At 53.5% G+C, this 20,041-nt stretch carries 19 protein-coding genes and 2 pseudogenes; 13 read left to right on the forward strand and 8 right to left on the reverse strand.

What is annotated here, in order from left to right; genetic code table 11:
• Positions 1 to 2: 2 nt before the first annotated feature.
• Together nqrM and dinB are read left to right on the forward strand one after the other, a co-directional pair.
• Positions 3 to 218, forward strand: a complete 216-nt coding sequence (gene nqrM / locus WLO31_RS03920) for a (Na+)-NQR maturation NqrM (RefSeq protein ID WP_435929188.1) — start codon at positions 3 to 5, stop codon at positions 216 to 218.
• 325 nt (positions 219 to 543) lie between these two features.
• Entirely contained in the window at positions 544 to 1,599 is a 1,056-nt protein-coding gene (gene dinB / locus WLO31_RS03925) for a DNA polymerase IV (RefSeq protein WP_435929189.1), read from the forward strand.
• A 641-nt stretch (positions 1,600 to 2,240) separates the two neighbouring features.
• Here dinB and pepD read toward each other — a convergent pair.
• A complete protein-coding gene (gene pepD / locus WLO31_RS03930) occupies positions 2,241 to 3,698 on the reverse strand; it encodes a beta-Ala-His dipeptidase (protein ID WP_435929190.1) in 1,458 nt (485 codons plus the stop codon).
• Positions 3,699 to 3,964: 266 nt separating this feature from the next.
• On the opposite strand from pepD, the gene gpt reads away from it, so the two are divergent.
• The 3 genes from gpt (at position 3,965) to crl (ending at position 6,241) form a co-directional block, all read left to right on the forward strand.
• The gene (gene gpt / locus WLO31_RS03935; RefSeq protein ID WP_167611768.1) at positions 3,965 to 4,423 is read left to right on the forward strand and encodes a xanthine phosphoribosyltransferase; all 459 of its coding nucleotides are present in this window, start codon (positions 3,965 to 3,967) and stop codon (positions 4,421 to 4,423) included.
• A gap of 111 nt (positions 4,424 to 4,534) precedes the next feature.
• On the forward strand, positions 4,535 to 5,782 hold the full coding sequence (frsA, locus tag WLO31_RS03940; protein ID WP_435929191.1) for an esterase FrsA: 1,248 nt from the start codon (positions 4,535 to 4,537) through the stop codon (positions 5,780 to 5,782).
• A 57-nt stretch (positions 5,783 to 5,839) separates the two neighbouring features.
• Positions 5,840 to 6,241, forward strand: coding sequence for a sigma factor-binding protein Crl (gene crl, locus WLO31_RS03945; protein WP_435929192.1), 402 nt, complete (start codon positions 5,840 to 5,842; stop codon positions 6,239 to 6,241).
• A 49-nt stretch (positions 6,242 to 6,290) separates the two neighbouring features.
• On the opposite strand, the gene phoE is transcribed toward crl, so the two are convergent.
• Positions 6,291 to 7,343: a phosphoporin PhoE gene (phoE, locus tag WLO31_RS03950; protein ID WP_435929193.1), complete on the reverse strand. Its 1,053-nt coding sequence runs from the start codon at positions 7,341 to 7,343 to the stop codon at positions 6,291 to 6,293.
• A gap of 291 nt (positions 7,344 to 7,634) precedes the next feature.
• Here phoE and proB point away from each other — a divergent pair, with 291 nt between their 5' ends.
• Together proB and proA are read left to right on the forward strand one after the other, a co-directional pair.
• The gene (gene proB / locus WLO31_RS03955) at positions 7,635 to 8,738 is read left to right on the forward strand and encodes a glutamate 5-kinase (protein ID WP_435929194.1); all 1,104 of its coding nucleotides are present in this window, start codon (positions 7,635 to 7,637) and stop codon (positions 8,736 to 8,738) included.
• Between the two features lie 10 nt (positions 8,739 to 8,748).
• Positions 8,749 to 10,002, forward strand: a complete 1,254-nt coding sequence (proA, locus tag WLO31_RS03960; protein WP_435929195.1) for a glutamate-5-semialdehyde dehydrogenase — start codon at positions 8,749 to 8,751, stop codon at positions 10,000 to 10,002.
• Between the two features lie 70 nt (positions 10,003 to 10,072).
• Here proA and WLO31_RS03965 read toward each other — a convergent pair whose 3' ends face one another.
• Entirely contained in the window at positions 10,073 to 10,861 is a 789-nt protein-coding gene (locus WLO31_RS03965) for a DeoR family transcriptional regulator (RefSeq protein ID WP_435929196.1), read from the reverse strand.
• Positions 10,862 to 11,186: 325 nt separating this feature from the next.
• Between WLO31_RS03965 and rbsK the strand changes: the two genes are divergently transcribed.
• The 4 genes from rbsK (at position 11,187) to WLO31_RS03985 (ending at position 15,124) form a co-directional block, all read left to right on the forward strand.
• Complete coding sequence (gene rbsK / locus WLO31_RS03970) at positions 11,187 to 12,107, forward strand: ribokinase (protein WP_435929197.1); 921 nt, start codon at positions 11,187 to 11,189, stop codon at positions 12,105 to 12,107.
• 27 nt (positions 12,108 to 12,134) lie between these two features.
• The gene (fucP, locus tag WLO31_RS03975) at positions 12,135 to 13,451 is read left to right on the forward strand and encodes an L-fucose:H+ symporter permease (protein WP_435929198.1); all 1,317 of its coding nucleotides are present in this window, start codon (positions 12,135 to 12,137) and stop codon (positions 13,449 to 13,451) included.
• 11 nt (positions 13,452 to 13,462) lie between these two features.
• Positions 13,463 to 14,476 carry an aldose 1-epimerase family protein gene (locus WLO31_RS03980; RefSeq protein ID WP_435929199.1) on the forward strand — a complete coding sequence of 338 codons (1,014 nt, stop codon included), beginning with the start codon at positions 13,463 to 13,465 and terminating at the stop codon, positions 14,474 to 14,476.
• A gap of 252 nt (positions 14,477 to 14,728) precedes the next feature.
• Positions 14,729 to 15,124, forward strand: a complete 396-nt coding sequence (locus tag WLO31_RS03985; RefSeq protein WP_435929200.1) for a VOC family protein — start codon at positions 14,729 to 14,731, stop codon at positions 15,122 to 15,124.
• A gap of 62 nt (positions 15,125 to 15,186) precedes the next feature.
• On the opposite strand, the gene WLO31_RS03990 is transcribed toward WLO31_RS03985, so the two are convergent.
• Positions 15,187 to 15,723: a GNAT family N-acetyltransferase gene (locus WLO31_RS03990; protein WP_435929201.1), complete on the reverse strand. Its 537-nt coding sequence runs from the start codon at positions 15,721 to 15,723 to the stop codon at positions 15,187 to 15,189.
• Between the two features lie 235 nt (positions 15,724 to 15,958).
• Between WLO31_RS03990 and WLO31_RS03995 the strand changes: the two are divergent.
• Positions 15,959 to 16,102: pseudogene (locus WLO31_RS03995) on the forward strand (integrase); the annotation flags it as partial.
• Between the two features lie 67 nt (positions 16,103 to 16,169).
• On the opposite strand, the gene WLO31_RS04000 reads toward WLO31_RS03995, so the two are convergent.
• The 3 genes from WLO31_RS04000 to WLO31_RS04010 all read right to left on the reverse strand — a co-directional run bounded on the left by WLO31_RS04000 (position 16,170) and on the right by WLO31_RS04010 (position 18,999).
• Positions 16,170 to 17,147: an NAD(P)H-quinone oxidoreductase gene (locus WLO31_RS04000; protein WP_435929202.1), complete on the reverse strand. Its 978-nt coding sequence runs from the start codon at positions 17,145 to 17,147 to the stop codon at positions 16,170 to 16,172.
• A gap of 157 nt (positions 17,148 to 17,304) precedes the next feature.
• Entirely contained in the window at positions 17,305 to 17,994 is a 690-nt protein-coding gene (locus WLO31_RS04005) for a type 1 glutamine amidotransferase domain-containing protein (RefSeq protein WP_435929203.1), read from the reverse strand.
• Positions 17,995 to 18,045: 51 nt separating this feature from the next.
• The gene (locus WLO31_RS04010) at positions 18,046 to 18,999 is read right to left on the reverse strand and encodes an NAD-dependent epimerase/dehydratase family protein (protein ID WP_435929204.1); all 954 of its coding nucleotides are present in this window, start codon (positions 18,997 to 18,999) and stop codon (positions 18,046 to 18,048) included.
• A 105-nt stretch (positions 19,000 to 19,104) separates the two neighbouring features.
• On the opposite strand from WLO31_RS04010, the gene WLO31_RS04015 reads away from it, so the two are divergent.
• Positions 19,105 to 19,533: a MerR family transcriptional regulator gene (locus WLO31_RS04015; protein ID WP_435929205.1), complete on the forward strand. Its 429-nt coding sequence runs from the start codon at positions 19,105 to 19,107 to the stop codon at positions 19,531 to 19,533.
• Between the two features lie 133 nt (positions 19,534 to 19,666).
• On the opposite strand, the pseudogene WLO31_RS04020 reads toward WLO31_RS04015, so the two are convergent.
• A pseudogene (locus WLO31_RS04020) lies at positions 19,667 to 19,885 on the reverse strand (alpha/beta fold hydrolase); the annotation flags it as partial.
• Positions 19,886 to 20,041 lie beyond the last annotated feature (156 nt).

Here is a 20,041-nt window from a genome sequence, read left to right on the forward strand (position 1 = left end):
TTATGTTGACCGTTTTTATCGCTACCTTTACCATTTTTTTACTGGTCATTTTTGGTATGTCGCTGGGCTTTATAGTAAAGCGCAAATCTATCCAGGGCAGCTGCGGCGGCATTGCGGCATTAGGGATGGAAAAAGTGTGTAACTGCCCGGAACCCTGCGACGCGCGTAAAAAGCGTATGGCGCGGGAAGCGAAACGGCAGAAGTTACGCATTCTATGACGGGTAGCGGTGGATGGCGCTGGCGCTTATCCACCCTACAAAACACTCATCCCATTATGATCCTGTAAGTTGGATAAGCGAAGCGCCATCCGACAACCCCAGCCAAATCCCCGGAGTTCTGTAGGTCGGATAAGCGAAGCGCCATCCGACAACCCCAGCCAAATCCCCGGAGTTCTGTAGGTCGGGTAAGCAAAGCGCCACCCGACAATCCCAGCCAAATCCCCGAAGTTCTGTAGGTCGGATAAGCGAAGCGCCATCCGACGAATTGCCACAACCTTATTTCAGACTGTATACTTATCCAGTTAAATAACCGGGTTGGATGGGTATGCGTAAAGTCATTCATGTCGATATGGACTGCTTCTTTGCCGCCGTTGAGATGCGTGATAATCCAGCCCTGCGCGACATTCCGCTGGCGATTGGCGGCAGCGCGCAGCGGCGCGGCGTTATCAGCACCGCCAACTATCCGGCGCGCAAGTATGGCGTACACAGCGCAATGTCCACGGCGATGGCGCTGAAGCTCTGCCCGCATCTCACCTTATTGCCCGGCCGTTTCGACGCCTACAAAGAAGCCTCTGCGCATATCCGGGAAATCTTCTCGCGCTATACCACTTTAATCGAACCGCTTTCGCTGGATGAAGCCTATCTGGATGTCTCCGACAGCCGGCACTGCCACGGATCCGCGACGCTTATAGCGCAAGAAATCCGTCAGGCGATTTCTGATGAACTAAACCTCACGGCTTCGGCAGGCATCGCTCCGGTTAAGTTCCTCGCCAAAATCGCCTCCGATCTCAACAAGCCAGACGGGCAGTACGTGATCACACCGGATGCCGTACCAGCCTTTCTGGAAACCCTGCCGCTGAGCAAAATCCCAGGCGTTGGCAAAGTGACCGCAGGCAAGCTCGAAAGCCTTGGGTTACGTACCTGCGCCGACGTGCAGAAAACCGATCTGGCCTCGCTGTTAAAGCGTTTCGGCAAATTTGGCCGCGTTATCTGGGAGCGCAGCCAGGGAATAGACGAACGCCGGATCAGTAACGACAGGCAGCGAAAATCCGTCGGCGTTGAAAAGACGCTGGCGGAAGATATTCACCAGTGGGAAGAGTGTGAGGCCATCATCGAACAGCTCTATCAGGAGCTGGAAAAAAGGCTGAAAAAGGTAAAGCCCGATCTGCTGATCGCGCGCCAGGGCGTGAAGCTTAAATTTAACGACTTCCAGCAAACCACGCAGGAGCACGTCTGGCCCCAGCTAAACAAAGCAGATTTGATAGCGACGGCAAAGAAAACCTGGAGTGAACGCCGTGAGGGGCGGGGCGTACGGCTGGTGGGACTGCATGTCACGTTGCTGGATCCGCAGCTTGAGCGGCAATTGGTTTTGGGGTTGTAAAACAGGCTGCAGGGCGGGTAAACGCAGTGCCACCCGCCAGCTTTTAAGCGGTGGATGCCGTTTGCGCTTATCCGCCCCGATAAAGACGAATTTACTTCGCAGGAATCGCTTGCAGTATGTAGGGCGGGTAAACGCAGTGCCATCCGCCAGCTTTTAAGCGGTGGATACCGCTTGCGCTTATCCGGCCCGGTAAAGACGAACTTACTTCGCAGGAATCGCTTGCAGTATGTAGGGCGGGTAAACGAAGTGCCACCCGCCAGCTTTTAAGCAGTGGATGCCGCTTGCGCTTATCCGCCCCGATAAAAACGAACTTACTTAGCAGGAATCGCTTGCAGTATGTAGGGCGGGTAAACGCAGTGCCACCCGCCAGCTTTTAAGCAGTGGATGCCGATTGCGCTTATCCGCCCCGATAAAAACGAACTTACTTCGCAGGAATCGCTTGCAGTATGTAGGGCGGGTAAACGCAGCGCCATCCGCCAGCTTTTAAGCAGTGGATACCGATTGCGCTTATCCGCCCTGATAAAGACGAATTTACTTCGCAGGAATCGCTTGCAGTATGTAGGGCGGGTAAACACAGTGCCACCCGCCAGCTTTTAAGCGGTGGATACCGATTGCGCTTATCCGCCCCGATAAAAACGAACTTACTTAGCAGGAATCGCTTTCAGCAGCTCGGTCAGCAGAGTCCAGTACTGGCCCACGCTTTCGATATGCACCTGCTCATCCGGGGAGTGAGGACCGGTGATGGTTGGCCCGATAGAAACCATATCCATCTCCGGATAAGGTTTTTTGAACAGGCCGCACTCCAGACCCGCATGGATAACCATGATGTTCGGCGTCTTGTTGAACAGCTTCTGATAGGTTTCACGTACCAGCCCCATCACCGGGGAGTTCGCATCCGGCTGCCAGCCTGGGTAGCTGCCCTTGGCGACGGTTTGCGCGCCAGCCAGCTGGCCCAGCGCTTCCAGCATGTGAACCACGTAATCTTTACCGGTATCGATAAGAGAACGGATCAGGCAGATAATTTCAGCGCTCTCTTCGCTCAGGGTAACCACGCCCACGTTCAGGGAGGTTTCCACCACGCCTTTTACCGCGTCGGAATTGCGGATAACGCCGTTTGGCGTGGCGTTCAGCAGCTTAATAAACGTATCGCGGCTCTTTGTGGTCAGCGCAGCCTGCGTGTTGCCGACAGACTCAACCAGTACGGTGGTATTTTTCTCAACCGCACCCAGTTCGTTTTTCAGGATCGCCAGGAATTTCTCTGCCAGCTCCTTCAGCAGCGCAGCTTTATCAGCAGGAACCGCCAGGATGGCTGAACCTTCACGCGGGATAGCGTTGCGCAGCGTCCCGCCGTTAAGGTCGATAAGACGTGCGTCCAGCTCTGCTGCGTGAGCGAACAGGAAACGCGCCAGCAGTTTGTTGGCATTGCCTAAACCCAGGTGAATTTCCGCACCGGAGTGGCCGCCCTTCAGACCTTTAATCGTCAGTTTAAAGGTTTCGAAGCCCGCCGGAACGGCCTCGCGTTGCACCGGCAGCGTGGTGATAAAATCAATCCCGCCCGCGCAGCCCATATAGATCTCGCCTTCTTCTTCGGAGTCGGTATTGATCAGTACATCTGCCTGTAACCAGCCGGCCTGCAGGCCAAACGCGCCGTCCATCCCGGCTTCTTCGGTCATGGTCAGCAGCACTTCCAGCGGGCCGTGGGCGACGTTATCGTCAGCAAGCACCGCCAGCGCGGAGGCCATACCGATGCCGTTATCCGCGCCAAGCGTGGTGCCGCGAGCTTTTACCCACTCGCCATCAATGTAAGGCTGGATTGGATCTTTGGTGAAGTCGTGCACGGTATCGTTGTTTTTCTGCGGCACCATATCAAGGTGAGCCTGCAGCACGACCGCTTTGCGGTTTTCCATGCCCGCGGTGGCTGGTTTGCGAATCAGGATATTACCGACCTGGTCGCGTTCGACGTGTAGCCCTTTTTCTTTTGCCCAGGACAGGATGTGTTCCGCCAGTTGCTCTTCATGATAAGAAGGGTGCGGAATAGAACAGATTTTGGCAAAAATATCCCACAGCGGCTGCGGAGATAATTGAGACAATTCAGACACGTTAGGTCTCCTTGACATCGACTCGGCGAAGAATTTTTTGGCACCCAGGCCATGGATTGACCTGTTTGATATACACCACAAGCGGGGCTTGCGCGATGGTCTGAGAATACCACTAACTCTCCGGGCATGACGACCCAATCTACTTAAAAACCAGCGGCGCCTGCCCACAGCACTGGTTTTTAGCGCGTCAGATCTCTATAATCTCGCGCAACCAAAACCCCTTTGAATATTTTTAAGCCGTTAATAATAGGCCGGGACACTTTCACATGAGCGAAAAATACGTCGTCACCTGGGACATGTTGCAGATTCACGCCCGCAAACTGGCAAGCCGCCTGCTGCCTGCCGAACAGTGGAAAGGCATCATTGCCGTTAGCCGTGGTGGTCTGGTTCCGGGCGCGCTGCTGGCGCGTGAACTGGGTATTCGTCATGTTGATACCGTATGTATCTCCAGCTATGACCATGACAACCAGCGCGAGCTGAACGTTATCAAACGCGCTGAAGGCGACGGCGAAGGCTTTATCGTTATCGACGATCTGGTTGATACCGGCGGCACCGCGGTGGCGATTCGCGAGATGTACCCGAAGGCGCATTTCGTGACTATCTTTGCCAAGCCGGCAGGCCAGCCGCTGGTGGATGATTACGTTATCGATATTCCGCAGAACACCTGGATTGAGCAGCCGTGGGATATGGGCGTGGTATTTGTGCCGCCGTTAGCCGGCCGCTAATCCCTAAAATTTGCACTGATTTATGCCCGGCACCGCCGGGCGTTTGTGTTATTTAGCTGCCGACAGAGTACAATACTGCGTTCCTGACGTTTTCATGGAGGCAGAAAAGCGATGTCACAGGCCAACCTTAGTGAAGTTCTTTTTAAACCCCGATTTAAACATCCGGAGACATCGACGTTAGTTCGTCGCTCTTCGCACCACGCTGCCCCCGATATACAACTCACGCTGGAAGGTAAATCCGCTCCTCACTGGTATCGCATGGTCAACCGGCTGATGTGGGTCTGGCGCGGCGTCGATCCGCGTGAAATTCTCGATGTGCAGGCGCGCATAGCCTGCTGCAAAGAAGAACGCACGGACGATGAGTTGTACGACACCGTTATCGGCTATCGCAACGGTAACTGGATCTACGAGTGGTCAAAGCAGGCGATGCAGTGGCAGCAAAAAGCGAGTCAGGAAACCAGCGAGGCGTTGAGCGGCAAATACTGGCTGCAGGCGGCAAACCTCTACAGCATTGCGGCCTATCCGCACCTGAAAGGCGACGTGCTGGCCGAACAGGCGCAAGTGCTTGCTAACCGGGCTTTTGAAGAAGCGGCCCCGCGTCTTTCCGGGAACCTGCGCGAACTGGAGTTTTCGGTCACCGGCGGCAGCCCGATTACCGGCTTCCTGCATATGCCGAAGAATGCGGAAGGGCCGTTCCCTACGGTACTGATGTGCGGCGGTCTGGACGCCCTGCAAAGCGACTATTACACCCTGTTTGAAAAATACCTGGCGCCGCAGGGCATCGCGATGTTGACCATCGATATGCCGTCGGTGGGATATTCCTCAAAATGGAAGCTCACCCAGGACTCCAGCCTGCTTCACCAGCAAGTGTTAAAGGCGCTGCCCAATATTCCGTGGGTCGATCATACCCGCGTTGCCGCGTTTGGCTTCCGCTTTGGGGCAAACGTTGCGGTCCGCCTCGCCTACCTTGAAGCGCCGCGCCTTAAGGCTGTCGCCTGCCTTGGCCCGGTGGTGCATAGCCTGCTGAGCGACCCGGCGCGTCAGGCGCAGGTGCCGGAAATGTATATTGACGTTCTCGCAAGCCGGCTTGGCATGAACGATGCGTCCGACAGCGCGCTGAGCGTCGAGCTAAATCGATACTCATTAAAGACGCAGGGGCTACTGGGCCGTCGATGCCCAACGCCAATGCTGTCGGGCTTCTGGGCCAACGATCCCTTTAGCCCGCAGGAAGAGTCGCGTTTAATCACGTCGTCATCTGCCGACGGCAAGCTGATGTCCATCTCGCCAGACCCGGTGTATAAGAATTTTGACAAGGCGCTGAAAGAAATCACCGTTTGGATTAAACAAAGTTTACGTTAAAGATTTGCTAAATTTTATCGGTTTGGTAAAACAATGGCTTCACAAAAGGAGATCGCAATGACGTTACCGAGTGGACACCCGAAAGGTAGACTGATCAAAAAATTTGCCGCCCTTGGCCCGTACATCCGGGAAGAGCAGTGCGAAGGCAACCGTTTCTTCTTCGACTGCCTGGCGGTTTGCGTCAACGTGAAACCTGCGCCGGAGCTGCGCGAGTTCTGGGGCTGGTGGATGGAACTGGAAGCGCAGGAAAAGCAGTTTACCTACACTTATCATTTTGGTCTGTTCGACAAAGAAGGCAACTGGACGACAAAGGCCTCCAAAGATAAAGAAGTGGACGACAGGCTGGAACAAACGCTACGCGGATTCCACGAGCGTTTACGCGATCTGTTAAAGACGTTGAATATGGATTTGGTTCCTGCAAAAGATTTTTTAGATAAGCCCGTCAAACTATCTGCATAAATTAAAAAGCCCTTCCCGGAATGAGAAGGGCTTTTTTCTGACCGGGTAATCAGAACTGATAAACCATGCCTAATGCCACGATGTCATCATTATTAATGCCCAGCGGATTATCGCTGTCCAGCTGGTTAATTCTGTAGTCGACGAACGCTGACATATTTTTATTGAAGTAGTAGGTCAGGCCTGCATCAATATATTTCACCAGGTCCGCATCGCCAACGCCTTCAATCTCTTTTCCTTTCTGCTGCACGTAACCCAGAGACGGGCGCAGGCCGAAATCAAACTGGTATTGCACTACGGCTTCAAAGCTTTGCGCTTTATTAGCAAAGCCGCCGGAGATGGGGGTCATATTGCGCGTTTCGGAATACATCGAAGCGATATAAACATTATTCGCATCGTATTTCACGCCGGCGGCCCAGGAGTCTGCCTTATCGCCTGTGCCACGGGCCTGTAGCTGCTGCGCGTCGGTGCGGTCAGAGGTGGTATAAGCGCCGCCAACCTGGAAGTCGCTGCCGCCGAAGTCATAAGTCAACGCCGTGCCGAAGCCGTCGCCGTTCTGCTTAGACACATCGCGGCTCTCGTTTTTACCCTGATATTGCAACGTCAGGTTCAGGCCGTCGACCGCGCCGAAGAAGTCGGTGCTGCGAAACGTAGCCAGGCCTGAGGCGCGCTTGGTCATAAAGTTATCGGTTCGGCCTGAAGAATCACCGCCAAATTCCGGGAACATATCGGTCCAGGCTTCCACGTCATATAACGCGCCCAGGCTGCGGCCGTAATCAAAAGAGCCGAAGTTGGCATATTTAATACCGGCGAAAGCGTAACGGGTTTTCATCGACGAATTGCTTTCGTCTTTATTCCCTGCAAATTCAGCTTCCCACTGACCGTAGCCGGTCAATCGATCGTTAATCTGCGTTTCGCCTTTAAAACCAAAACGCACATAGGTCTGGTCGCCGTCTTTGCTGGCATCGTCGCTGATGTAATGCATCGCTTTGACTTTGCCGTAAAGATTAAGCTTGTTGCCGTCCTTGTTATAAATTTCAGCGGCCTGTGAAGAGGCTGCAGCAACAATACCCATTACCATTAATGCCAGCGTGGTCTTTTTCATTTTTCATCCCAATGTGTTTACGCGCTAAATTTAAACGGGCGATATCCCGTTAAAAAACGCAGAGAGTTTTATCCTCCGGAGATGAAAGATTTATGACGGTTTAAGATAAAGTTTAAATAAAGCGAATAAATTTTTTTCGTCATAAAAACGTCAAGCTTTGCCGCTACGCTTGCCGATCTGCCCCCGTTTGTTGCGTGTTTTCCCGTAGAGCCTGTTGGCAAGCCGTGCCAGTCCTGCTACAACGTCATCTGGCTTTTAATTTTTCCAATTTCGTTGAAACGGCAGAGAATCATGAGTGACAGCCAGACGCTGGTGGTAAAACTTGGCACCAGCGTATTAACCGGTGGCTCACGCCGCCTGAACCGCGCCCATATCGTTGAGCTTGTACGCCAGTGCGCGCAGCTTCACGCCAGCGGACATCGCATTGTTATTGTCACCTCCGGGGCGATTGCCGCGGGGCGTGAGCATCTGGGCTACCCCGAACTTCCGGCAACCATCGCCTCCAAGCAGCTGCTGGCGGCCGTCGGCCAGAGCCGTTTGATTCAGCTTTGGGAACAGCTTTTTTCTATTTACGGTATCCACGTCGGGCAGATGCTGCTGACCCGCGCCGATATGGAAGACCGCGAACGCTTTCTGAACGCCCGGGATACGCTCCGGGCGCTGCTTGATAACAATATCGTGCCGGTAATTAACGAAAACGATGCGGTGGCAACCGCAGAAATTAAGGTCGGCGATAACGATAACCTCTCAGCGCTGGCCGCTATTCTGGCCGGAGCAGACAAACTGTTGCTGCTGACGGATCAGCAGGGGCTGTACACCGCCGACCCACGCAACAACCCGGCGGCGGAGCTTATCAAAGAAGTTCACGGCATAGACGACGCGTTGCGTGCGGTTGCAGGAGATAGCGTATCCGGTCTGGGCACCGGCGGCATGGGCACCAAACTACAGGCCGCCGACGTGGCCTGCCGCGCGGGAATCGATGTGATTATCGCCGCCGGCAGCAAGCCTGGCGTAATCGGCGATGTGATGGCCGGCACGCCAGTCGGCACGCGCTTTCACGCACAGCTTTCCCCGCTGGAAAACCGCAAGCGCTGGATCTTCGGCGCGCCGCCCGCGGGAGAAATCACGGTCGATGACGGCGCCTTGTCCGCCATTCTCGAACGCGGCAGCTCGCTGCTGCCAAAAGGGATTAAAAGCGTGAACGGCAACTTCTCCCGCGGTGAAGTTATTCGTATCCGCAGCCTTGAAGGACGCGACGTGGCCCACGGCGTCTGCCGCTATAACAGCGATGCGCTGCGCCTTATCGCAGGCCACCACTCACAACAGATCGATGCGATCCTCGGCTATGAATACGGCCCGGTTGCGGTCCATCGCGACGACATGATCGTTAACTAAGGAGCGGGCAATGCTGGAACAAATGGGCAAAGACGCCAAAGCGGCTTCTTATAAAATGGCGCTGATCTCAGGGCCGGAGAAAAATCGCGTGCTGCAACGCATGGCGGATTATCTGGAAGCGCAGGCGGAGGATATTCTTCTCGCTAACGAACAGGATGTGCTGGAAGCTCGCCGTAACGGCCTGAGCGAAGCCATGCTCGACCGCCTGCAGCTGACTCCCGCGCGCCTGAAAGGCATCGCCGATGACGTGCGGCAGGTGTGCAACCTTGCCGATCCGGTAGGGCAGGTCATCGACGGCGGGCTGTTAGACAGCGGTCTGCGTCTTGAGCGCCGCCGCGTGCCGCTGGGCGTAATCGGCGTTATCTATGAAGCGCGTCCTAACGTGACGGTGGACGTCGCCTCCCTGTGCCTGAAAACCGGCAACGCCGCTATTCTGCGCGGCGGTAAAGAGACCTGGCGCACCAATGCGGCAACCGTAAAAGTTATCCAGCAGGCGCTGGTTGAATGCGGCCTGCCAGCCGCTGCGGTACAGGCCATTGAAAGCCCGGACCGTGCGCTGGTCAACGAGCTGCTGAAGATGGATCGCTATGTAGATATGCTGATCCCACGCGGCGGCGCAGGGCTGCACAAACTCTGCCGCGAGCAGTCCACCATTCCGGTTATCACCGGCGGGATTGGCGTTTGCCATACCTTTGTGGACGATACGGCGGAAATTGAACCGGCGCTGAAAATCATCGTCAACGCCAAAACCCAGCGCCCGAGCACCTGTAACACGCTGGAAACGCTGCTGGTGCATCAGGAGATCGCGCAAACCTTCCTGCCTGCGCTCAGCAGGCAGATGGCGGAATCTGGCGTAACGTTGCACGCGGACGAAAAATCCCTGCCGCTGCTGCAAAACGGCCCGGCAGAAACGCTGGCGGTAAAAGCGGAGGATTACGACGACGAGTGGCTGTCGCTGCATTTGAACGTGAAGGTGGTGGCGGACCTGGATGAAGCTATCGGCCATATTCGCGAGCACGGCACGCAGCATTCCGATGCGATCCTGACCCGCACGCTGCGCAACTCGAACCGCTTTGTGAACGAAGTGGATTCCTCGGCGGTGTACGTGAATGCCTCCACGCGCTTTACCGACGGCGCCCAGTTCGGCCTTGGGGCTGAAGTGGCCGTGAGCACGCAAAAGCTCCACGCCCGCGGCCCGATGGGCCTGGAAGCGCTTACCACCTACAAATGGATTGGTTTCGGCGACGATACGATCCGCGCGTGAGAAATACGTTATAAAAGAGCGGATGTCAGGCAGCGGCCTGGCATCCGCTTTTTTGCGCTTCTGCAGCCAGTCACTCGCTCTCTGAATCAGGAGTGATGACCTTAACGAAGCCGTTCCGGCAGTGGGCAGCATAGTCTGCCGGTAACGGGCGATCGCTAATCAACACGTCAAACGCCGAAAGCGGGCCGATGCTCGCGGGAGCGACCTCATCAAACAACGCGTGGCGCGTTAACAGGATCTTGCGTAAGCCGCGCTCCATGGCTTTGCGCTTGATAGCAAGATCGTCCGGGTTAAACCAGCTCACGCCAAAGTGCTCATGCACGCCGCTGGCAGAGATGAAAACTTTCCGCGGGTTGAGCGAATCCAGCGCCGAGGGATTGTTGGCATCGTAAAACGCATCGCTCTTTGCCCGATAGGTGCCGCCGCACAGCACCGCCGTGGCGTTGGGCTTTTCATTCAGCGCCAGAAAAACCCGGTGCGAGTAACAGATGCCGGTAAAGGTAATATCATCCGGGATCATGCTGATAACCAGCGGCATCTCCGGCCCGTTATCAAAAAACACCAGATCGTTTTCGCTCACCAGACCGGCCGTCAGAATCGCCACGGGCAAATCATCCCGATGGTGGATCTTTTCACCCGGCCGCGGCGCGGCGGCCGGCGAGGCAGCCGGTTTGTTCACCATTACGATATAGCCTCCCAGCAGCGTGAGCGGCAGCGGCTCATCATCCTGGCTGAGGTCCCGGCGAATGGTCATAACAGAGACTTCCAGCATGCGGGCGGCCTCTTTAAGATGGATCCGGTCGGTCTTCTTTAGCAGCGCCATCAGACGTCGGATGCGTTCTTTTTGCTTGGTTTCCATTCACCTTCTCCGCAAGTCGTGTTGCGCATGTTCCTGTAGTAACATTTTTATTCTCAAGGAACATGATATCGTTGCATTACTATACTGCCGGATATGCAGAATTAAAAGCGCGATTGCTCGCGTTTTTACGATTATATTTACTTTAAATTCATCGCATTGTGCTTATTTTTAAGGTTGTTATCCAGGATGAAAAGCGAGGGGAAGGCCAGTACGTAAACAATGAAACGATCCTTTAATCGCGATCTTAGTCACAAATGGTACTAAAATAACATGGTAATGTTACTTAAATATCATTGTTATGTGATTGTTTCTGAGAGGTAGTAAAATGGATATCGCGGTTATCGGCTCTAACATGGTGGATCTCATCACCTACACCAACCAGATGCCCAAAGAAGGAGAGACCCTGGAAGCGCCGGCCTTTAAGATCGGCTGCGGCGGGAAAGGGGCGAACCAGGCCGTGGCGGCTGCCAAGCTGAATTCGAAAGTGCTGATGCTGACGAAAGTCGGAGACGATATTTTTGCGGATAATACCATTCGCAATCTTGAGTCCTGGGGCATTAACACCACCTATGTGGAAAAAGTGCCGTGCACCAGCAGCGGCGTGGCGCCTATATTTGTTAATGCCAACTCCAGCAACAGTATCCTGATTATTAAAGGGGCGAATAAGTTTCTCTCCCCGGAGGATATCGATCGCGCGGCGGACGATTTAAAAAAATGTAAGCTTATTGTTCTGCAGCTGGAAGTTCAGCTGGAAACGGTTTATCACGCCATTGAATTTGGCAACAAGCACGGCATTGAAGTGTTATTAAATCCGGCGCCTGCGCTGCGTGAATTCGATATGTCTTATGCCTGTAAATGCGATTTCTTTGTCCCCAATGAAACCGAACTTGAAATATTAACCGGCATGCCGGTTGATAGCTACGAGCGTATTCGCGCCGCCGCCCGCAGCCTGGTCGATAAAGGGCTGAACAATATTATTGTGACGATGGGCGAAAAAGGCGCGCTATGGATGACGCGCGAGCAGGAAGTGCACGTTCCTGCTTTTAAAGTAAATGCGGTTGATACCAGCGGCGCAGGCGACGCCTTCATTGGTTGCTTTACCCACTATTATGTCCAGAGCGGCAGCGTTGAAGCCGCCATGAAAAAAGCGGCCTTCTTCGCGGCTTTTAGCGTCACGGGGAAAGGCACACAGTCATCTTATCCGAGCATTGAGCAATTTAACGAGTTTCTGGCGTTAAACGAATAATCTCCCTGCACTGTAAAAGGTAGCACTATGAACGATAAAAAAATAATTCAGATGGCCGATGGCTATCTGAATAAAACCCCTCTGTTCCAGTTTATTTTGTTATCCTGTTTATTCCCGTTATGGGGATGCGCAGCCGCATTAAATGATATTCTGATTACACAATTTAAAAGTGTATTCTCACTCAGTAATTTTGCTTCGGCATTAGTACAGAGCGCGTTTTATGGCGGTTATTTTTTAATAGCGATTCCGGCCTCCCTTGTTATTAAGAAAACCAGTTATAAAGCGGCGATATTAACCGGCCTGACGCTGTATATCGTCGGCTGTACGCTCTTTTTCCCGGCCTCGCACATGGCAACCTACACCATGTTCCTCGCGGCTATTTTCGCCATTGCGATTGGCCTGAGCTTCCTGGAAACGGCGGCGAACACCTACAGTTCGATGATCGGCCCGAAAGCCTACGCCACGTTACGGCTGAACATCAGCCAGACTTTTTATCCGATTGGCGCGGCCTCCGGCATTCTGCTGGGTAAATATCTGGTCTTCTCCGAAGGAGACAGCCTGCAAAAACAGATGGCGGGCATGAACGCTGAGCAGATGCATAACTTTAAAGTGCTGATGCTGGAAAACACGCTCGAACCCTACAAGTACATGATTATGGTGCTGGTGGTGGTGATGGTGCTGTTCCTGCTGACCCGTTTCCCGACCTGTAAAGTGGCGCAAACGGCGAGCCATAAACGCCCGTCGGCGATGGATACGCTGCGCTATCTGGCCAGCAACGCCCGCTTCCGCCGCGGTATTGTGGCGCAGTTCCTCTACGTCGGCATGCAGGTGGCCGTCTGGTCGTTCACCATCCGTCTGGCGCTGGAGATGGGGGACATCAACGAGCGCGATGCCTCAAACTTTATGGTCTACAGCTTTGCCTGCTTCTTTATCGGCAAGTTTGTCGCCAACATTCTGATGACGCGTTTTAACCCGGAAAAAGTGCTGATTCTGTACTCCATCATTGGCGCGCTGCTGCTGGCTTATGTGGCGCTGGCGCCGAGCTTTAGCGCGGTTTATATCGCGGTGCTGGTGAGCGTGCTGTTTGGTCCCTGCTGGGCGACCATTTATGCCGGAACCCTGGACACGGTGGATAACGAACATACCGAGATGGCGGGCGCGGTGATTGTGATGGCGATTGTCGGCGCGGCGGTTGTCCCGGCGATTCAGGGCTACGTGGCGGATATGTTCCACTCGCTGCAGCTCTCTTTCCTGGTCTCCATGCTGTGCTTTATCTACGTCGGCGTTTACTTCTGGCGTGAAAGCAAAGTACGCGGCGACGTGTCCGAAGCCATCGCATCCTGAGAGGAGTTATCATGACAACACGTATCGCCTTATGGCGGGAACTCTTTGGCGAACACCCGCGCACCCTGCTGGAAAACGGCGATTTTACGGTGACGGCGTTTCGCTACGCCAGCGGCGTGGAAGGTTTGCGGGTACAAAACAGCCGCGGCCAGCTGGTCATCCTGCCCTGGATGGGGCAGATGATTTGGGATGCCTGTTTCGACGGCCAGGATCTGACCATGCGCAACATGTTCAGCCAGCCGAAACCCGCAGCGGAAGTGGTGGCGACCTACGGCTGCTTTGCCTTCCACTCCGGCCTGCTGGCAAACGGCTGCCCGTCGCCGGAGGATACCCATCCGCTGCACGGCGAGATGGCCTGCGCCGTAATGGATGAAGCCTGGCTGGAGCTGGACGGCGAAAGCCTGCGCGTTACCGGGCGCTATGAATATGTGATGGGATTCGGCCAGCATTATCAGGCGCAGCCTGCGGTGGTGATGCATAAAGCGAGCGCGCTGTTTGATATTCAGATGGCGGTCACCAATCTGGCCTCCGTGGCGATGCCGCTGCAGTACATGTGCCATATGAACTATGCGTATGTCCCGGATGCCACGTTCAGCCAGAACATCCCGGATGAGGCGCTGAAGCTGCGCGAGTCGGTTCCGGCGCACGTGAAGCCCACCGAGCAGTGGCTGGCGTTTAATCAGCGGATCCTGCAGGGAGAAGCCTCGCTGACGACGCTAAACGAGCCCGGTTTTTACGATCCGGAAATCGTCTTCTTTGCGGACAAGCTTGATGCCTGGACGGATCAACCTGAATTCAGCATGATCGCGCCGGACGGCACCACGTTCGTCACCCGCTTCGCCAGCTCCGAGCTGAACTACGTCACCCGCTGGATCCTGTACAACGGCGATCAGCAGGTTGCGGCGTTTGCGCTACCCGCCACCTGCCGCCCGGAAGGTTTCCTTGCCGCGCAGCGCAATGGCACCTTAATTGAGGTAGAGCCGCAGCAAACCCGTACCTTTACCGTCACCACCGGGATTGCCTGACAGGTTTACGTCTCGTCGTTTCGTAGTGACAGAGAAGAAGATGAAGCGGGTGCCAGGCACCCGCTTTGCGTATAACGGCTGGCATACGATAGTCAGAAGATTATGCCTCTGACATTCTGAAAACGTTTAATAAAGCTATTTTTCCGTGTACTGGATAGCAATCGGTTGAACTCACAGCCAGGGCAGACATCCATAGCGGATGGTATGGTAAGTTCGATTGAATGGTAGATCCCAAAACGGAAGGAGTGGATTTTGAGAACGCAGAAAAGATGCATGGGGTATGTAGCTATCGTCGTCGACGATTATGACCGGGCGATCGAATATTACACAAGCAAGCTCGGGTTTACGCTGGTTGAAGACACGCCTCAACCAGGGAAGCGCTGGGTGGTCGTGACGCCTGACCAGGAAAGCGACTGTAATCTGCTTCTGGCTCGCGCCTCAAATGACAGGCAGGAAACATTTATCGGCAACCAGTGCGGCGGGCGGGTGTTCCTTTTCCTCCAGACAGACGATTTTTGGCGGGATTATAACGCCATGAAGGCCGCTGGCGTTCAGTTTTGTGAGGAGCCGCGTGAGGAAGAGTACGGAACGGTGGTTGTGTTTGAGGATCTCTACGGAAACCGTTGGGATCTGTACCAGAATAATTGATTTTTCGGAGCGCCGTAGGGCGCTTCTTTAGCCTCGCTGTTCATGCATTATTGTAAATACGCTCACATTGATTGTCTGAGCCATTCACTCAGGGTGAGGGAGAAAAGCAGGCTGGGCGGCGCATCTTTCACATCATGGATCTCTCTGACGTACTGCAGCCCGGCTTTCTGGAGAACTTTCTGCGATGCCAGGTGGTCTCCTCTTACTACGGCAGATATCTCACTCAGCTTTAACTCCTCAAATCCGTATCTGACAGAATATTTAGAAAACTCTGTCGCCAGGCCTTTTCCCCATGCCTCTGTGGCGAAACGATATCCCAGGTTATTAATAGATATGTCCGCATAGCTGCTGATGCTCAGTCCGCCAAAGCCAATAATTCTTTCAGGACTATCCTGCAATGAGATCGCCCAGTTTCCGAAACGGTGAGTTTCCCAGTGGCTGAGCCAGCGAGCCAGAACAGCCTGCGCATGGTGAATGTCTGGATAAGGCCCTGCGGGGTTAAAGGTGTTCGTTGCCGGGTCGCCATAAATTCTGAAAAGGTCATCTGCGTCTGAGGCGATGACGGGGCGAAGATGGAGTTGCGCGGGTTGTAGTTGCAAAATAATTTCCTGAATAATGAGGTCATTAAATTAGTTATATTTCTGTTTTTATAATTAGAAAAACGCAGGATCGCAATACAGATGTTGAACTGCCACCGTTAATTCACATACAGGGTTGTTGGCAATGACCTTGCTACGAACTGGCGGCTTTTACCTGTCAGAATGCCGCTACGTCCGCTTTTCGCTCCTGGAGGTCAACCATAATCAAATCTTCCACACCGCTGAAGATTTGATGATGAACATGTCGCCGTGGAACAAAGAATGTATCCTCGGGCAAAAGAGTCCCCTTCAGATATCTCCTGTCTGGGAGATTCGGATCAGACTTGAACTTGAAGAGAAAACGCGCGATCTGGTTAAGCTTAAAGTATCAGATGTTGCATTATGCCGGGCGGGACAGGGAATGCTCCCGCCTGTGCGTTTATCGGACAAAGGGTGAATATTCCTCTTTATTCAAGGGTAAGAACAACTTTGCCGATATGATTTCCGGCGTCCAGTAGCTCATGCGCTTTTCGGACATCCTCAAATTTAACCGACTGGTAAATAACAGGTTTACACTCTCCGGCTTCGATTAAAGGCCATACTTTTTGTATGAGCTGCCGGGCTATTGCTTCCTTTTCAGCAGAATCCCGGCTCCTCATTGTTGAACCCGTTACCACGGCTCTCTTAAGGATGAGTTCCTGGATATCGAATTCTTTAACGATCCTGCCCCCCATAAATCCAATCAGTACAAGCCTGCCGTCCTTTTTAAGGAGGCGAAGGTTCTTGTTAAAATAGGAGGCCCCGACAATATCGAGAATAACATCAACGCCCTTTCCGTCAGTTCTGCTGAGAATTTCTTCTTCAAAATCATGGGTCCTGTAGTTAATGATTTCCCCGTACTTCTGCAGGAACTGAATTTTATCGTCACTCCCGACGGTACTGAACGCTTTAATATTCATGGCGTTACACAATGCCAGCGCGGTTGTCCCAATGCCGCTGGCTCCGCCATGAATCAGAACAACATCTTCTTTTTGCACTTTTCCCAACGAAAAAAGATTAGCCCATACCGTAAAGAATGTTTCCGGAAGCGCAGCTGCTTCTGTGAAGCTTAAATTTTGTGGGACAGGTAAGACCTGGCCTGCCGGAACGGCACAAAATTCTGCATATCCCCCGCCATTGGTGAGCGCACAGACACGATCGCCAGTTGAAAAGTTAACAACGTTTTTCCCTGTTGCGTGTACGATACCCGCGACTTCCAGACCCGGAACAGGCGTAACCCCCTCAGGCATGGGATATTTCCCCTCCCTCTGCATAATATCCGGGCGATTAACGCCGGCCGCTTTAACTGATATCAGGACATCGTTCTCGCCGTATTCCGGCATTTTCCCCTGGCTTACCTTAAGCACTTCAGGGCCACCTGCTTTTGTTATCTCAATCAGTTTCATACTTTTTTGCCTGTTTAACGATAATAAAGATGATTCCTGACCTGATTAGAACAGTGCGAACAACAGGTATCATTCAGCGTTGTCCCGCATTTATTCTGTGGCCAGACGTGTAAGTTCATGACAGCGGACTAATTGCCCTGCAGTCTCAGGTCTGGCGTCAGGGTTTAAGAAGCGACACCACCCGCGTGGCTGTCAGTTTCGCTGAAAATGGGTTCTGTCCGGTGACCAGACGCCCGTCATCGACAACGTTAGGCGTAAATGGCAGGAAAGCTTTCTCATATCGGGCTCCTCGTTTTTGCATCTCTTGCTGCGCGTTGTAAGGCATCTCACGGGACACACCTGCCAGCACCTCTTCTGTCCATGAAAAACCGGTGATCCTGCGCGCCTTAACGAGAAGCTCGCCATCTGATAAGCGAGTATTCAGCAGGCCGCAATAGCCGTGACAGACCGAGGAGACAATGCCTCCGCGTTCATGAATATCCCGCGTTATCTGCTGCAGCCCGATGCTGTCAGGAAAATCCCACATGACGGCATGACCACCCGTGAAGTAAATGACGTCATACTCCGATGAGTCTGTTTGTTCAGGGCTCAGGGTATTATCAAGAAGGGCCATCCTGGAGGGATCATTAAGCCAGCGCCGGGCGGAGATGTCTAAAAATGGCCACCGGAGGGAGCGCGGTTCCAGAGGGGATTTTCCTCCCTCAGGACTCACTATTTTCTGTCTGAAGCCATGAGCCGCAAAAATATCGTAAGCATGAGTGAGTTCTGACAGCCAGAGTCCGGTTTTATGCTCGGGGTTGTCATAATGAGAGACATTGGTAACAACGTGCAAAACAGTTCTGGTCATGCGAAAACCTTCATGTATGGGATATCGTTGCTCACAATTAACCGTAACAGGTTAATTGCCTTTCTTCACGGCGAGTGTCTCTTTCCATTCAGAATGAATGGCTTCAAGTCCCTGGCGGTAAGTTGTTATCTGAAAGTCCGGGAATTGCCGCCTGAATTTTGAGGAGTCAAACAGGTTGTCATGTTCATAGCGGGGCAGGAGCTCCCGGAGTTCCCGTGGGCCCCTGGAAAATATACCGGCGACGAACAAGGCGAATTTACTGAGGACTGACCAGGACGTTTCATGCCCGAACACGTTACAGGCCAGAGTAACGAACTGCGCATAGGTGAGTCGTTCATCACTACAGGGCAGGTGCCACGTCTGGCCGAAGGCAGCAGGGGTGTTGCCAAGACGCGCTAAAGCCCGGCTGGCATCGGGGGTCCATATGAGCGTACGTAACGTGTCGTCACGTAATGGCACACGGGGTTTTTCCCCTGCTTTCAGCCTGTCCAGAATTAAGGCATTGGTGAAACTCTGGGTTTTCCCCGGCCCGTAAAACTCAGGCGCGCGCCCGATAAGCACAGAAATGTCGCCCCGGTGCATCTCTTCCAGCACCATGTTCGCCATCAGTGCCCGGACCCGACCTTTACGCCCTGATGGCAGGAACGACGTTTCCTCCGTCTGCAGTCTGTTGTCCTGCGGGTACATATACGTATTGTCAAAATAGACAAAACTTGCTCCCGCTGCCCGGCACGCGTTCAGCGCGTTTTGCAGCATTACCGGAAACTGTTGTTCCCAGAGGGCGGCATCCGGTGGCAGACCCGCAGCAAAATAGACAATGCGGCTTCCTTTAACCGCTGCCAGTGTCTGACGGGCATCCAGCAAATCAGCTGACATAAGGGTATCATTGACATTTACCTTATGTGGATTACGGCTGACGAGCCTCAGTTCAGCACCGTAAGAATGCTTTAACTCGCGGGCAAGTTCCCGGGCAATCTGTCCGCTTGCCCCCAGAATCGTTTGCATCTCACTTCCTCTCTAAAATTTCAGACGGCTGTCCCGGCCCATTGACCTTTACCAGAGTATAAGTTTAAAGTTAACTTTAATGTCAACAGGCTCTGCGGGGATGAAATGAAGACAGGTGAGCTGGCAAAAGCGACAGGGCTGACGCCCTCCCGTATCCGCTTTTACGAGGCGGAGGGGCTTATCAGTGAAGCACCGAGGCAGGAGAATGGCTATCGTAATTACCCGCCTGAGACCGCACTGATACTGATGCTCATTGACCGGGCACAGCGCTTTGGTTTCTCACTTGAGCAAATTCGCCAGCTATTGCCGCAGGGGAAAGGAAACTGGAACCATGAAGGACTGGTTGCATCACTGGAGTCGCGTGTTGATGAAATCCGTCACCTGCAGCAGCAGCTCCAGGATAACCAGACGCTGATACTGAATTTAATTGCCGGCATCGAAAACAGGCCGGAGGGTATTTCATGTCAGGACAACATGCTGCGGGTCATGGGGCTTATGCAGGTCGATGCCCCTGTACTTCCTTCCATCAAGTAAGCTGGGTGAGTGACGGGTCTGTTAACGGTGCCGGATTTGCCATAAAGACAGCCCCGCAGAGCACAGCGTTGCCTCGGTTATCATCATTATGAAAGAGTCGCTGCCGGTATCGTAAACAGGCAGCGAATCCATGATAGAAAGGACCCGCGGGGACGTCATAATAGAACTGGGCGCGATTAGCGGCCAGTTGTGCCTGCATGTCATCGAATACTGATTTTGGCGTACCCTGTGGATTACTGTCTGTCTTCACCATTAATGGCGGCACCGCACTGATTAGCACGGCTTTTGATACTTTATCTTCGCCATGTCTCGCAATATAGCGCACGACTTCGCCACCACCGGTTGAATGTCCCGCCAGAAGCGGACGTTGCTGAGGCCGCACTGCATTAATTAGAGGGGAGCAGGCCATACGGCAAAACTGACTAAAGTGCTAAACAATTGAAGCCAGACGGGATAGGTTTAAACGCCTTCCCAGCGTTATTTATATTGCCCGTACAGCGCTTTGCCA

Source organism: Dryocola sharpae (assembly GCF_051307055.1).
In the GTDB taxonomy this organism is placed as follows: Bacteria; Pseudomonadota; Gammaproteobacteria; order Enterobacterales; family Enterobacteriaceae; genus Dryocola.